This is a genomic window from Allobosea sp. LjRoot9, from assembly GCF_964252745.1.
In the GTDB taxonomy this organism is placed as follows: Bacteria; Pseudomonadota; Alphaproteobacteria; order Rhizobiales; family Beijerinckiaceae; genus Allobosea.
Genome location: NZ_CAXUPC020000002.1, coordinates 998293 through 1012511, shown reverse-complemented (window position 1 = coordinate 1012511; position 14219 = coordinate 998293). Strand labels below are relative to the sequence as shown.

12 protein-coding genes are annotated in these 14219 nt (G+C 66.1%); all 12 read left to right on the top strand.

Annotated features, from left to right (window positions below):
- The first annotated feature begins 4 nt into the window (after positions 1-4).
- Entirely contained in the window at positions 5-370 is a 366-nt protein-coding gene (locus tag ACSQ3P_RS13350) for a response regulator (protein WP_092171067.1), read from the top strand.
- Positions 367-2397, top strand: a complete 2031-nt coding sequence (locus ACSQ3P_RS13345) for a chemotaxis protein CheA (RefSeq protein ID WP_436166007.1) — start codon at positions 367-369, stop codon at positions 2395-2397. Before ACSQ3P_RS13350 ends, ACSQ3P_RS13345 begins: the two co-directional genes overlap by 4 nt.
- Positions 2398-2471: 74 nt before the next feature.
- On the top strand, positions 2472-2882 hold the full coding sequence (locus tag ACSQ3P_RS13340) for a chemotaxis protein CheW (protein WP_244546449.1): 411 nt from the start codon (positions 2472-2474) through the stop codon (positions 2880-2882).
- 27 nt (positions 2883-2909) lie between these two features.
- On the top strand, positions 2910-4979 hold the full coding sequence (locus ACSQ3P_RS13335; protein WP_436166006.1) for a methyl-accepting chemotaxis protein: 2070 nt from the start codon (positions 2910-2912) through the stop codon (positions 4977-4979).
- A 103-nt stretch (positions 4980-5082) separates the two neighbouring features.
- Positions 5083-7281: a HAMP domain-containing methyl-accepting chemotaxis protein gene (locus ACSQ3P_RS13330; protein ID WP_436166005.1), complete on the top strand. Its 2199-nt coding sequence runs from the start codon at positions 5083-5085 to the stop codon at positions 7279-7281.
- A 92-nt stretch (positions 7282-7373) separates the two neighbouring features.
- Positions 7374-7856, top strand: a complete 483-nt coding sequence (locus tag ACSQ3P_RS13325) for a chemotaxis protein CheW (protein WP_436166004.1) — start codon at positions 7374-7376, stop codon at positions 7854-7856.
- Positions 7857-7860: 4 nt separating this feature from the next.
- Positions 7861-8760 (top strand): CheR family methyltransferase, encoded by a 900-nt coding sequence (locus tag ACSQ3P_RS13320; protein WP_436166003.1) that lies wholly within the window; start codon positions 7861-7863, stop codon positions 8758-8760.
- A complete protein-coding gene (locus tag ACSQ3P_RS13315) occupies positions 8757-9842 on the top strand; it encodes a protein-glutamate methylesterase/protein-glutamine glutaminase (protein ID WP_436166002.1) in 1086 nt (361 codons plus the stop codon). Before ACSQ3P_RS13320 ends, ACSQ3P_RS13315 begins: the two co-directional genes overlap by 4 nt.
- 3 nt (positions 9843-9845) lie before the next feature.
- Positions 9846-11630 carry a hypothetical protein gene (locus tag ACSQ3P_RS13310; protein ID WP_436166001.1) on the top strand — a complete coding sequence of 595 codons (1785 nt, stop codon included), beginning with the start codon at positions 9846-9848 and terminating at the stop codon, positions 11628-11630.
- 96 nt (positions 11631-11726) lie between these two features.
- Positions 11727-12125: a MarR family winged helix-turn-helix transcriptional regulator gene (locus ACSQ3P_RS13305; RefSeq protein WP_436166000.1), complete on the top strand. Its 399-nt coding sequence runs from the start codon at positions 11727-11729 to the stop codon at positions 12123-12125.
- 45 nt (positions 12126-12170) lie between these two features.
- Positions 12171-13487, top strand: a complete 1317-nt coding sequence (locus tag ACSQ3P_RS13300; RefSeq protein WP_436165999.1) for an MFS transporter — start codon at positions 12171-12173, stop codon at positions 13485-13487.
- A 30-nt stretch (positions 13488-13517) separates the two neighbouring features.
- Entirely contained in the window at positions 13518-14210 is a 693-nt protein-coding gene (locus ACSQ3P_RS13295; protein WP_436165998.1) for an SDR family NAD(P)-dependent oxidoreductase, read from the top strand.
- Positions 14211-14219 lie beyond the last annotated feature (9 nt).

The following is a 14219-nucleotide window of genomic DNA, read 5'->3' as shown; positions in this document are numbered from 1 at the left end:
TGCCATGGCGACGATTCTCACCGTCGATGATTCCCCCAGCGTAAGGCAGATGATCAAGCTCGTGCTTGGTCCGGCCGGCCATAATGTGGTCGAGGCCGGCGACGGCTCGGAAGGGCTTGCCAAGGCCAAGACGCAGAGCTTCGACCTTGTGATCACCGATCTGAACATGCCGGTGATGAACGGCATGGCGATGATCCGGGGCCTGCGCGCACTGCCCTCCTTCATGGGCGTGCCGATCGTTTTCCTGACCACGGAATCTGACGATGCCGTCAAGCAGGAGGCCAAGGCCGCCGGTGCGACCGGCTGGATCACCAAGCCGTTCAAGCCCGAGCAGTTGCTTGCCGTCGTCGCAAAGCTGGTGCGCACATGATGGAACTCGATCCGACCGAGACCTTCCGTCAGGAAGCGGCCGAGTTGCTCGACAGCCTGGAAACCGTGCTGCTCGATCTCGGCCAGACGCCGCAGGACCGCGATCTGATCGACGCCGCCTTCCGGGCGCTGCATACGATCAAGGGGTCGGGCGCGATGTTCGGCTTCGACAGGGTCGCGGCCTTCACCCATGATTTTGAGACGGCCTTCGACCTCATTCGCAAGGGCAAGATCGACGCCGACCGCGACATCGTCACCGTCTCGCTCGCGGCCAAAGATTATATCCGCACCCTGATCGACGATCCGGATTCGACCGATCCGATCATCGGCGAGGCGATTGTCGAGGAATTGCAGCGCCTGATTGGCGGGCCTGCCGCCGCGGCAGACAATAAGCCGGTTACTGATGTCGGATGCGAAGCGGCGCCCACGCCGACCGCTTGGCTGATCGAGATCGCCTTCGAGCCCGAAATCCTGCGCAACGGCACCAATCCGCTCGTTCTTCTCGACGATCTGCGCGCACTCGGTCCCTGCAGCGTGCAGGCCAATCTCGATGCGGTTCCCGAGCTGGCCGCGCTTGATCCCGAGGCTTGCCTGATCGCCTGGACCGTCACGCTGCACAGCGCCTGCGGGAAGGACGAGATCGAGGATGTCTTCATGTTCGTGCGCGACGAGATGAAGCTCACCATCTCGGCACTGGATCTGCCCGCGCCGGAAATGGCGCCGCTCGACATGTCGATGCCGGCCGCCATCGCACCCGTGCGGCGCGAGCCTGCCGACGAGGTGGCGCCTGTCGCTGTCGAGCGTCCGGTTCAAGAAAAGATCGAGTTCAATCGTCGCGCCGAGGACAAGAGCTCGACGGTCCGTGTCCAGGCCGAGCGCCTCGACGAGTTGATGGACCGCGTCGGCGAACTCGTCATTGCCCAGGCACGGCTCAGCCAGCTTGCCCATGCCGGCACGGACCTTGCCATCAAGGCGATCGCCGAGGAAATCGAGCGCTTGGCGTCGGGCCTGCGCGACACGACCATGGGCGTGCGCATGGTGCCGATGGGCTCGCTCTTCGGCCGCTTCCGCCGCCTTGTCCACGACCTCTCGCGTGATCTCGGCAAGCCGGTGGATTTCGTCACGATCGGCGAGGATACCGAGCTCGACAAGACCATGATCGAGCGCCTTGCCGACCCTCTCGTCCATCTCATTCGCAATGCGATCGACCACGGCATCGAGAGCGCCGAGCGGCGTGCAGGCACGAACAAGTCGGTGACCGGGCGCATCGAGCTTGCCGCGCGTTATGTCGGCGCGCAGGTGCTCGTCACGGTACAGGATGACGGGGCGGGCCTGGACACCGCGCGCATCCGCGCCAAGGCGGAGGAGCAGGGGCTGATCCAGCCGGGCGCGCCCCTGAGCGAGCACGAGATCCACCAGTTCCTGTTCCATCCGGGTTTTTCGACGGCCAAGACGATCTCGGCGCTGTCGGGCCGCGGCGTCGGCATGGATGTGGTCAAACGCACGATCGAGGCCATGCGCGGCACGATCGACCTCACCACGATTCCCGGCCACGGCTCGAGCGTGACGCTGCGTCTGCCGCTGACGCTGGCCATCATCGAGGGCCTGCTGATCCGCGTCGGCGAGGGGCGCTACATCATCCCGCTCTCGGCGGTGGAGGAATGCGTCGAGCTGACGCCGGCGATCGAGGCCCGTTCCAAGGGACGCAGCTTCCTCAATGTGCGCGGCGATCTCGTGCCCTTCCTGCGCCTGCGCGATCTCTTCGAGGCTGAGGGCGAGGCCGATCCGCACCAGAAGATCATCATCACCATGATGGGCGACACCCGCATCGGCTTCGTCGTCGATCAGATCATCGGCAGCCATCAGACGGTGATCAAGTCTCTCTCCAAGCTCCATGCCGACGTCACGATGTTTTCCGGCGCCACCATCCTCGGCGATGGCTCGGCAGCCCTTATCCTCGACGTCGCCCAGCTCGTGATGCTCGGCCAGGGCCGCGCCGAGAGCGACAGAACGCCGGAGGCCGCGTGATGCAACAGGTTCAGAGTCAAGCGACCCCGGCCACAGGTCCGACACCTGCGATCGAGACCCGCCTGCAGGTGCTGATGGTGGGCCTGGGCAACGAGATCTTCGCCGTCGAGACCGACATGGTCCGCGAGATCATCGATCCGGTTCCGGTGACGCGCGTCGCCGGCGCCCGCTCCTTCCTGCCCGCGCTGATCAATGTGCGCGGCAACGTCATCCCGCTCGCCGATCTGCGCATCCGCTTCGGCATGACCAGGACTTCCCAGACGCCCGACACCCGCATCGTCGTCGTCGAGGTCGAGATTGACGGCGACCCGGTCACGCTCGGGCTGCTTGCCGACAAGGTCTACGAGGTCACCGAGGTCTCGACGAAACACGCCCAGCAGACGCCGCGCCTGGGCAGCCAATGGCGCCCGGACTTCATCCGCTTCATCACCAAGTGGAACGACGAATTCGTCATCGTTCCCGACATGGCCCGCATCCTGGGCTGAGCATTTTTCTCCATTTGGGGGCTTACGATGCGTTTCTCGATCAAGGCGAAATTGGGTTCGACCTTCGGCGTCATCATCGCTCTGACGATGCTCACAGGTGGAATCGGCTATACGCGATTGAATTCGATGACGGCAACACAGGAGCGCTTGGTCGAGCAATCCCAGCGTACACGCAAGGCCTCCGACGCGGTCGATGCAATACAAGGATCTCAGCGGGCGCTGACCCGCATGCGTCTTGCCACGACCGAAAAGGAGCTTGTCGACAACCAGCGCGCGATGGTTACGCGCCGCCAGACCGTGGCCACGTTGCGCGATGAACTGTATGCGGTCGCCAGCGAGCAAGGCAAGCGTCTCCTCGATACCGTAACAGTCAAGTTGAGCAAGGCTGCAGACCTTGATGATCAGGTCGCCAAGCTGTTGGCAGAGGGCTCCGGCCATCGCGCTTCAGAGCTCTGGAAATCGGGTGCCCTGCCGGCTTCCAAGGCCCTGTCGAGCATCTTCGAGGGAGTCACGGCTGAAATCGCCCGAACAAACGGCGCCGAGGCGCCGCTGGCGAACGCAAGCCTCCAGAACGTCAAGATTGAGATGCTGCGCATTGCACAGGCGATGCCCGCAGGACTCGATGCGGCTACTGCCGCAGAGGCTGACACGGCCTTTCAGGACATCACCACCGCATCCCGTTCGATCAAGCTCGTCGGGAACGAGCTGAAGGACAAGCTCGCTTCGGCCGGTATTCCCGCCGGCGCGATGGCCGGCGAACTCGATCGCTATCTGAAGGCCGTCGATCAGGCTGCGCCGCTGATGAGGGACGCCAGCAACGCCAAGGTCATCGGCATCGCCAGCGGCGAAGGTCGGGCGGCGTTCAACGAAACGATCGAAGCTCTTGAGAACTATCAGAAGCTGACGATAACGCAGATGGATTCGCTTGCGGAGAGTGCCCGGCAGGAGGCCGCACTGGCCCGCTCGCTGCTAATCGGCACTGTTGCGGCTTCCCTGCTGATCGCCCTCATCGCCGCGGCATGGATCGCCATCAGCATCAGCCGCGGTCTCTCTAGCGCGGTATCCCTGGCCAACGCCGTCGCGGCCGGCGACCTGACCCGCACGGTGACGCCCAGCACCAATGACGAGGTCGGCGATCTGATGGCGGCGCTGAACGGCACCGTCGAAAAGCTCCGCCAGGTTGTGGGCGACGCCATCCAGGCTGCCGAGAACGTGTCGGCTGGGTCGCAGGAGCTGTCGGCGAGCGCCGAGCAATTGTCGCAAGGCTCGACGGAGCAGGCGTCCTCGACGGAGGAGGCGTCCTCCTCGATGGAGGAGATGGCGGCGAATGTGAAGCAGAACGCCGAGAATGCCTCGACGACGGAGAAGATGGCCGGCCAATCGGCCAAGGATGCGGAAGCCTCGGGCATTGCAGTCGGCAAGGCGGTCGAGGCGATGCAGACGATCGCGGCCAAGATCAACATCGTGCAGGAGATCGCACGCCAGACCGATCTGCTGGCGCTGAACGCGGCGGTCGAGGCGGCGCGTGCCGGCGAGCACGGCAAGGGCTTCGCGGTGGTGGCCTCCGAGGTGCGCAAGCTGGCCGAGCGCAGCCAGGCTGCGGCCGCCGAGATCGGCACGCTCTCGGTGGATACGGTGAAGGTGGCGCAGGAGGCGGGCTCGATGCTGGCCAAGCTGGTGCCCGACATCAAGAAGACCGCCGAGCTGGTCGAGGAGATCACGGCCGCCTGCCGCGAGCAGGATGTCGGCTCGACCCAGATCAACCAGGCGATCCAGCAGCTCGACAAGGTCACGCAGCAGAATGCGGCGGCCTCCGAGCAGGTCTCTGCCACCTCCGAGGAGCTCGCAGCCCAGGCAGAGCAGCTCCAGACCACAATCGCCTTCTTCCGCATCGAGCAAGGCGGCAAGGAGGTCGACCGCGCTGTCGGGCAGCTCAAGGCCAAGGCGGCGCAGATGGCTCGCGCCGGCTCGCCCAAGAAGGCGGCGCCGAAGCCGGCTCCCGCCCGCTCGAACAAGATGACGACTGGAGGCGGGTTCGCCTTCGACCTCGACCATACCGAGGATGCTCAGGACGCCCAGTTCCGCCGCGCCTCCTAACTGATCCGCGACGCTCCGGCTTGGCTGGGGCGTCGCGACCTAGACGCCGACCGCCGTCGCCTAGCAACCCCTTCGCGATTTTCCTCTCTTCATGAGCTCCGCCATGCGTATGACCATCAAGACCAAACTAGCTGGGGCCTTCGGCGTCGTGATCGCCCTCTCGATGGCGGCTGGCGGATTATCCTACCAAAAACTGTCCGAGATGACCGAAACGCAGGGCACGCTCGTCACCTGGACGAAGCGGATCGATGCGATCGGAAATATCTCGGATGCTTTCAACGTATCGATCAGATCCGAAAAGAATGCGGTTCTCGCTGCGACCGACAAGGACACCGAGAGCGCCGCCGCGAGGGCGGTGGAGCGCCGCAACGCGGCCATGACGCAGAAGGACGAACTCTTCCGTGTCGCGAGCGAGGAGGGCAGGAAATATCTCGCGCAGATCACGGACAAGGCCAATCGTTTCGCGGCTGTGCAGGATGAGACGCTCAAGAACGCCAAGCTGAATTCCAGCAACCGCGCCACCGAAGCCTGGCAGACCGAGACGATGCCGTTGATTCAGGCCGTCACCGCGACCACCGCTCCGGCGATCGCGGAAGCGACGAAGCCGGATGCGGCGCCGGAGCTGCTGCGCGCGGCTCTGGCTTTCCAGAACGTGCGCCTCGAATGGCTGCGCCTGACGCGTTCGGCGGCTCTCACGTTCAATTTGCCGACCGTTGCCGAGGTCGAACAGCAGCAGAAGACTGTCGAGGAGCAGGCGCGGACCGTACGTGCGAGCCTTGCCAAGGCGGCCGAGGATCTGGCTCGGTTTGGCGTGACGACCGGCCCCATGCTGGCGGCTTACGACAAGGGCATCACGTCGGCCTTGCGTACGGTCGCGATCGCTGCCGAGGCCGGCACCATCAAGGCCACCAATTCGACGACAACGGTCGGCGCCGCCACAGCGACCGAACTCACCGCGGCGCTGGACAGCTATGGCGCGTTCGTTGCGAAATCGGCGGATTCGGCTGCGGTCGCCGCTGCGGAAGCTGCCGCCTTCGCCAAGACCCTGCTGATCTCGATCGTGCTTGCCTCGCTTCTCATTGCGGTCACAGCCGCGAGCTGGATCGCGCTCAGCATCAGCCGCGGCCTGTCGAGCGCGGTTGGCCTGGCCAATGCCGTGGCGATCGGCGATCTCAGCCAGACCATCGCGGTCAAGAGCAAGGATGAGATCGGCGATCTCGTCACCGCGCTCAACAGCATGACCGCCAATCTCAACGCGACGGCCGCTGTCGCGGACTCGATCGCCAATGGCGATCTGACTGTTGAAGCCAAGCCGCTATCGGAGAAGGACACGCTCGGCATCGCGCTCGAGAACATGGTGGTCAAGCTGCGCGAGGTCGTCGGCCAGGTGACCGGAGCCGCCGAGAACATGTCCTCTGGTTCGCAGGAGCTGTCTGCGAGCGCGGAGCAATTGTCGCAAGGCTCGACTGAGCAGGCGTCCTCGACGGAGGAGGCTTCGTCCTCGATGGAGGAGATGGCGGCGAATGTGAAGCAGAACGCCGAGAACGCCTCGACGACGGAGAAGATCGCGGCGCAGTCGGCCAAGGACGCCGAGGCGAGCGGCATTGCGGTGGGCCGCGCGGTGGATGCGATGCAGACGATCGCGGCCAAGATCACGATCGTGCAGGAGATCGCACGCCAGACCGATCTGCTGGCGCTGAACGCGGCGGTGGAGGCGGCGCGCGCCGGCGAGCACGGCAAGGGCTTCGCGGTGGTGGCCTCCGAGGTGCGTAAGCTGGCCGAGCGCAGCCAGGCGGCGGCCGCCGAGATCGGCACACTCTCGACCGATACGGTGAAGGTGGCGCAGGAGGCGGGCTCGATGCTGGCCAAGCTGGTGCCCGACATCAAGAAGACCGCCGAGCTGGTCGAGGAGATCACAGCCGCCTGCCGCGAGCAGGATGTCGGCTCGACCCAGATCAATCAGGCGATCCAGCAGCTCGACAAGGTCACGCAGCAGAATGCGGCGGCCTCCGAGCAGGTCTCGGCCACCTCCGAGGAGCTCGCAGCCCAGGCCGAGCAGCTCCAGACCACAATCGCCTTCTTCCGGCTGGCGGGAGATGCGGCCGGCAAGCCGGTCGTCGTCGACAGGGCGGTCAAGCAATTGCGCGGCAAGGCCTCGACCATGGCGGCGGCGCTTCGGCCCAAGAAGGCTGCGGCCGCAGCCGTGCCCGCCCGCCCGTCCAGGAAGATCGCCAATGGTGGCTTCACCTTCGAGATGGATGGCGGCGAGGACCAGCACGACGCCGCCTTTCACCGCACCTGATCGGATGGCCCGGCTCCGCTCTCCGGCGGGGCCGGGTCGCCCGGTCGGGCCGTCTGGCCTGCTGCCTTCCCCTGCATCATCGCGAGGCCATCATGGCTGACACCGCCCAATATCTGACGCTCGGCATCGACCAGGAGCTGTTCGGCATCGATATTCGCAATGTCCGGGAAATCCTCGACATGCGCCCGGTCTCGAAGCTGCCGCACGCGCCGAGTTTCCTGCTCGGCATGATCGATGTCCGCGGCACCGGCTATCCGATCGTCGATCTGCGCACCAAGCTCGGCTTGCCTCGCATGGAGCCGACAGACGCCACCCGGATCATCATCCTCGACGTGCCGGTCAAGGGCCGCACGCTGGGCGTCGGCTTCGTCGCCGACCGCGTCTTCGAGGTTACAGGGCTCGATGACGACCATACTGAGGCGGCTCCCGATGTCGGCGGCCGCTGGCAGTCGAACTACATCGCCGGCATCGGTCGCAAGGGCGAGGCCTTCATCGTCGTGTTCGACCTCGAGCGCCTGATGGAATCGGACGACCTGCCGGTGCTTGCCGGCCTGGCCACCGAGAGCGCGGCTTGACACGATGAAGCCCGCCACGCCGGAAACCTATGATCATCTGACCGACAGGCATTTCGCGGCGATCGTAGCGGTCATCGAGACGCGCGTCGGCATCAAGCTGCCCCAGACCAAGCGCACCATGGTGGAGGGGCGGCTGCGCAAGCGCGTGCGGGCGTTGGGGCTCTCGGGCCTGGCGGCCTATGGCGCGCATCTGTTCGAGCATGGCGGCCTCGATGGCGAGCTGGTCCAGCTGATCGATTGCGTCACCACCAACAAGACCGACTTCTTTCGCGAGCCGAGCCATTTCGAGTTTCTGCGCGATGTCGCCGTGCCCCAGCTCGCCCAGCGCCAGGGACCCGGTCCATTGAACCTCAAGCTCTGGAGCGCCGCCTGCTCGTCCGGGGCCGAGGCCTATACCGCCGCCATGGTGTTGCAGGACCTCGTCAATGCCGGCCGGGCAAAGGCCGGCAAGGAGCTGCGCTTCTCGATCCTGGGAACCGACATCTCGACCGAAGTGCTGCGTGAGGCCCGGGCCGCGATCTATCCGCGTCCCTTCGTAGCGCCGGTGCCAGCGCCCATGCAGCAGCGCTATCTGATGCGCTCGAAGGATACGCATCTGGATCTGGTCAGGGTTGCGCCGGAACTGCGCCGGCGGGTCCGCTTCGAGCATCTGAACCTGATGGACGACAGCTACCCGTTCGACCGCGACGTCGATGTGATCCTCTGCCGCAATGTGCTGATCTATTTCGACAAACCGACGCAGGCCGCCGTGCTGGCGCGCCTCGTCTCGCATCTGCGGCCGGGGGGCTATCTGATGCTGGGCCATTCGGAATCGATGGCCGGCGGCGGCATCGCCGGATTGAGATCGGTCGTGCCGACCATCTATCAGGCCTACCCGGCAGCGCTCGGGAGGTCGGCGGCATGACCCGCAAGCCCATCCGCGTCCTCATCGTCGATGATTCCGCCTCCGTGCGCCAGGTCCTCAGTACGATCCTGAGCGAAGACCCCGGCATCGAGGTGATGGGGACGGCGGCCGACGCTTTCGCCGCCGCGCGCCGCCTGCAGACCGAGCTGCCCGACGTCATGATCCTCGATATCGAGATGCCGGGCATGGACGGGCTCACCTTCCTGCGCAAGATCATGGCGCAGCGGCCGATCCCCGTGATCATCTGCTCCACCTTGACCGAGGCCGGTTCCAAGGCGCTGTTCGATGCGCTTGAAGCCGGTGCGGTCGATGTCCTGCCCAAGCCGCGCATCGACACGCGCAACGCCTTGATGGAGACCGCCGACCGGTTGCGCCATGCCGTTCGGGCGGCGGCGCAGGCGCGTGTGCGGCTGCGCGAGGCGCGCGTTCCCGTCGAGAAGAAGCTGACCGCGGATGTCATCATGCCGCCGCCGGTGCCGGGCCGTGTCCGGCATGCGACCGACCGCATCGTCTGCATCGGCATCTCGACCGGGGGCACCGAGACTCTGCGCGAGGTGCTGCAGGCGCTGCCCGCCCTCTGCCCCGGCATCGCCATCGTCCAGCACATGCCCGAGAAGTTCACGGCCGCCTTCGCCAAGCGCCTGAACGGCATCTGCGCGATGGAGATCAAGGAAGCCGAGGATGGCGATGAGCTCTCCACCGGCCGCGTCCTGATCGCACCGGGCAACCACCACATGCTGCTGCAGCGCTCCGGCACGCAATATCGCATCGCCATCAAGGACGGCCCGCATGTCTCGCGCCACCGTCCCTCCGTCGACGTGCTGTTCCGCTCGGCGGCGCAATATGCCGGCGCCAACGCGCTCGGCCTGATCATGACCGGCATGGGTGATGACGGCGCCCGAGGCCTGCTCGAGATGCGCAAGGCCGGCGCCAGGACCTTGGCGCAGGATGAGGAGAGCTGTGTGGTCTTCGGCATGCCCAAGGAAGCGATAGAGCTCGGCGCGGCGGAGCGCATCGTCAAGCTTGCGCGCGTGCCGCAGGAGATCATGGCTTGGCCGCATGCGACTTTGGCGGGGGCGTGAGAAATGCGCGAAGCGCTTGAGGTCGGCATCGGGATGCGTGGGGGTGTGATGCTTGAGGGGGATGCGGTGCTGCCGATGCTGATCCATTCGCTGGAAGGGAGCGCGCGCGAGATCGATCTCACCTTCGCCACGGCTGGCCGGCAGCTCGGCGAGGGCCTCAGCCTGTTCGAGACCTTGAAGGAGCGGCTGTCGACCTTGTCGAGCGAATTGGCCGGCAGCGAGATCGCCCAAGCCGGCGCGGCCCTGGCCGGGCTCGCCGGCGAGTTGCGAGCGATCAATGATGGTCTCCAGGGCGAGACGGCGACGCTGCGGGAGCTGGCGAAGCATGGCAACGCGGCCTCCCAGGCGCTGGATCGCCTGCTCGACCATATGCGCCTGATCACCATCCTCGCCCGCAGCGCCCGGATCGAGGCCGTTTCGATACAGGCCGCGGGGCGCGATTTCGGTGACTTCACCAGCGAGATCATGACCTTGACGACGCAGGCGCAGCGCACCATCCAGGCTTGTGCCCGCGATTATGAGCGCCTGAGCGGCCTGCTCGGCGCAGCGCTTGCGGCGCAGCGCGATTTCGACGGACGTTACGGCCACGCTCTCTCGGACCTGGCCACGAATCTGGAGCAGACGCTGGCCGTCGTGGCGGAGCGCCAGCAGCGCAGCGTCGCGCTGACGCATGATGCCGCGACCCATTCCGGCAGGATCGCGGCCGCCGCCGGTGGCGCGATCATCGCCTTGCAATCGGGCGACAGCATCAGGCAGCGGCTTGAGCACGCGCTTGCGGGGCTGCGGCTGGTCGGAACGCTCAGGGAAGGGACCGGTGCCGGCGCCGGATTGAGCGAAGGCGAAAGACAGGCGGGCATTCTGACGCTGCGCCGACTGCAATCGGCTCAGCTTCAGGAGAGCGCGGCCACGCTCGGCGGCGATGCCGAGGCGATCGAGGCGGCGCTGGCGCTGCTCGCCGGCGACACGGGAGGTCTGCTCGACCTCGTGCGCTCGCTGTATCAGGGAGACGGTGCCAGCTCAGCCTCCTTCCTCACCGATCTCGAGGCCGATCTGGCGCAGGCCTCTGATCTGCTCGGCAAATGCGATCGGGCGCGGTCCGGGGTCGATCGCGTCACGGAGGTCCTCGCGACGGTGCTCGACACCTGCCAGCAGACGGTCGCCAATCTGGCCGACACCGTGACCAGCATCGTGCTGATCGGCATGAATGCGGGCCTGCGCGCGGCCCGTATCGGCACGGGTGGGCGCAGCCTCGTCGTCATCGCCCAGGAGCTGAAACTCGCCGCCGATCAGATCGCCGGCGACGCGGATCGCCTGGCGCCGACCTTTGCGCAGATGCAGGCGGCCGCCGCCGGCCTCAAATGCGATGGCAGGCTCGATGCCGCTCATTTCGCCGCGCTCGACCAGGCGATGCGCGGTTCGCTTTCCGCCATGCGCCAGACGGGTGATCGTCTTGGCGCGACGCTCGATCAGTTGGCGCGGGAAGGCAGCGGCTTCTGTAGCGTTCTTGCCGAGGCGAGGCTGTCCTTCTCCAACACTGGGGCGATGAGTGATCTGATTGCCTCCGCGGCCGACGAGCTCGGCCGTTCCACGACGGGTGAGGAGCTTGATCAGGGGGTGGTGGCTTGCCTGCGCGACCTGTTCCAGCAGCATGTCTGGCCGAGCTACACCATGGCTGCCGAGCGCGCGATCCATAAGGCGGTGATGGCTGAGTGCGGCATTCCCGATCAGGAAGCGGCGCCCTCCGTCGCGGCCGCGCCTGCGGATGCGCTGGACGAATTCATCTTTTGAGCTGAGACCCTCGCAGCCGCAATATGCGCGTGCTGCAGGGCCGCTCCAGCTTCGCGGGGACTTGCCTCGCTCATGGTAGGGGCATATACCCGCATCATGAGCATTGATTGCTATTGCACCGTCCTGAGATCCGCCACCCGGCGGATGGCGGCGTTCTACGACGAGGCGATGGCGCCCTTGGGCATCAACATCGCCCAGTTCAGCTTGCTGCGCTCGATCGCGCGTCTGGAGCCCGTCATCCTGACCGAGCTCGGCCGGCGGATGGAGCTCGATCGCTCGACGATCGGGCGCAATGTCCGCGTGCTCGAGCGGATGGGCCTGGTGAAGCTCGGCAGCGGCAAGGATCGGCGTGAGGCGACGGTGACGCTGACCGAGGCGGGGCGTCGGGTTCTGCAGGAGGCCGCGCCGCTTTGGGAGACGGCGCAGGCGGCCCTGGAAGCGCGAATGGGCGTCAAGGCCACGCAGGAACTACGCGAGATCCTGAATCGGATCTGATTTTCTCGACAATTTGCGGGTAGATACCCACAACAGGAGACTGCCATGGCGTCCTTCGCCGATAGTTTGACCCCGACCTCGGCGCTCGCGAGGCTGCTGGCGCGACGCGGAATCCATTACGGCTGGGTCGTCGCCGCCGTGACCTTCCTGACCATGCTGGTGACGGCCGGCGCGGTTGGCGCTCCCGGCGTATTGATCACCCCGCTGCAGCGCGAATTCGGCTGGGCGACCTCCGACATCTCCTCGGCCCTGGCGGTCCGCCTGATGCTGTTTGGCTTGATGGGGCCATTTGCGGCGGCCTTCATGAACCGCTTCGGCGTGCGCAGGGTCGCGACCGTTGCGCTCACTCTGATCGGCAGCGGCATCCTCGGCTCCTTCTTCATGACGCAGCTTTGGCATCTTGTGCTGCTCTGGGGCATCGTCGTCGGCCTCGGCACCGGGCTCACCGCCATGGTGCTCGGCGCGACGGTCGCGACGCGCTGGTTCTCGCATCGGCGGGGCCTCGTGCTTGGCCTGCTGACGGCGAGCACGGCGACGGGCCAGCTCGTCTTCCTGCCATTGCTCGCGAGCCTGACCGAGCAGGTCGGCTGGCGTAGTGCGCTCGTCTTCGTCCTGGCCATGCTGGTCGTCGCGGTCGTCGCCGTGCTCGCCTTGATGCGCGATCGTCCCTCCGATATCGGGCTCGCCCCTTATGGCGCCGACGCGCTCGTGCCGGCCCCGGCTCAGGCTGCGAGTTTCGGCGCCATGCTGATGTCGCCGCTAGTTGCGCTCAAGGACGCTTCGCGCACGCACACCTTCTGGGTTCTGTTCGGCACCTTCTTCGTCTGCGGGGCCAGCACCAATGGTCTCGTCCAGACCCATTTCGTCTCGCTGTGCGGGGACTACGGCATGGCGGCGGTGACGGCGGCCGGCGTGCTCGCGATGATCGGCATCTTCGATTTCATCGGCACGGTCGGTTCGGGCTGGCTCTCGGACCGCTATGACAGCCGCTGGCTGCTGTTCTGGTATTATGGCCTGCGCGGGCTTTCGCTGCTCTATCTGCCCTTCACCGATTTCTCCTTCTACGGCTTGTCGCTCTTTGCCGTCTTCTATGGGCTGGACTGGGTCGCGACCGTGCCGCCGACGATCAAGATCGCGGCCGATCGCTTCGGCGAGAAGTCCAATCTCGTCTTCGGCTGGATTTTTGCCGGGCACCAGATCGGTGCGGCCTTCGCCGCCTATGGCGCAGGCTTCAGCCGGACGGTCTATGAGAGCTATCTGCCGGCCTTCTTCATCGCCGGGGCGCTTTGCCTGTTTGCTGCCGCCTTCGTGGTGACGCTGCGTGGCACGGCGATGCCGCGCCTGAAGCCCGTCGCGGCCTGATCCCACCGAACCTGTCGCAGGAGCCAGCCCATGACGGCCTTTCCCTATCGTACCGCGCTGATCGTCGGGGCCGGCCCCGGCATCAGCGCCTCGCTCGCCCGCAAGCTGTCGGCCAGCGGCGTGCAGGTCGCGCTGGCCGCGCGCCATATCGAGAAGCTCGCGCCATTGGCGGCGGAGACCGGCGCATCGGTCTTCGCGGCCGACGCTTCGGATCCGGTCGGCGTCGCGCGGCTTTTCGACGAGGTTGAGGCCAGGCTCGGCGAGCCCGATATCGTGATCTACAATGCCAGCATGGCCGTGCGCGGGCCGCTCACCGAGCTTGATCCGGCGACGGTGGCGCAATCGCTATCGGTCAACGCCTTCGGCGCCTTCCTGGTCGTGCAGCAGGCGGCGCGGCGGATGTTGCCGCAGGAGCGGGGCGCGATCCTGCTCACCGGCGCCACGGCCGGCGTCAAGGGCTTTGCCCGCTCGGCACCCTTCGCCATGGGCAAATTCGCCCTGCGCGGCCTTGCCCAGAGCGCGGCGCGCGAGCTTGGGCCGAAAGGCATCCATGTCGCGCATTTCGTCATCGATGGCGGCGTGCGCAGCGCCAAGCGGCCGGACGCCTCCGACAATACGCTCGATCCTGACGCTATCGCGCAGAGCTATCTCGATGTGCTGCGCCAGCCGAGGAATGCCTGGACGATGGAGGTCGATCTCAGGCCATGGGCCGAGACCTTTTAGCTGGAGCAT

Bases quoted from the DNA above. Each gene is read 5' to 3' on its own strand.
- ACSQ3P_RS13350 (WP_092171067.1), top strand. From the start codon at position 5: ATGGCGACGATTCTCACCGTCGATGATTCCCCCAGCGTAAGGCAGATG.
- ACSQ3P_RS13345 (WP_436166007.1), top strand. From the start codon at position 367: ATGATGGAACTCGATCCGACCGAGACCTTCCGTCAGGAAGCGGCCGAG.
- ACSQ3P_RS13340 (WP_244546449.1), top strand. From the start codon at position 2,472: ATGGTGGGCCTGGGCAACGAGATCTTCGCCGTCGAGACCGACATGGTC.
- ACSQ3P_RS13335 (WP_436166006.1), top strand. From the start codon at position 2,910: ATGCGTTTCTCGATCAAGGCGAAATTGGGTTCGACCTTCGGCGTCATC.
- ACSQ3P_RS13330 (WP_436166005.1), top strand. From the start codon at position 5,083: ATGCGTATGACCATCAAGACCAAACTAGCTGGGGCCTTCGGCGTCGTG.
- ACSQ3P_RS13325 (WP_436166004.1), top strand. From the start codon at position 7,374: ATGGCTGACACCGCCCAATATCTGACGCTCGGCATCGACCAGGAGCTG.
- ACSQ3P_RS13320 (WP_436166003.1), top strand. From the start codon at position 7,861: ATGAAGCCCGCCACGCCGGAAACCTATGATCATCTGACCGACAGGCAT.
- ACSQ3P_RS13315 (WP_436166002.1), top strand. From the start codon at position 8,757: ATGACCCGCAAGCCCATCCGCGTCCTCATCGTCGATGATTCCGCCTCC.
- ACSQ3P_RS13310 (WP_436166001.1), top strand. From the start codon at position 9,846: ATGCGCGAAGCGCTTGAGGTCGGCATCGGGATGCGTGGGGGTGTGATG.
- ACSQ3P_RS13305 (WP_436166000.1), top strand. From the start codon at position 11,727: ATGAGCATTGATTGCTATTGCACCGTCCTGAGATCCGCCACCCGGCGG.
- ACSQ3P_RS13300 (WP_436165999.1), top strand. From the start codon at position 12,171: ATGGCGTCCTTCGCCGATAGTTTGACCCCGACCTCGGCGCTCGCGAGG.
- ACSQ3P_RS13295 (WP_436165998.1), top strand. From the start codon at position 13,518: ATGACGGCCTTTCCCTATCGTACCGCGCTGATCGTCGGGGCCGGCCCC.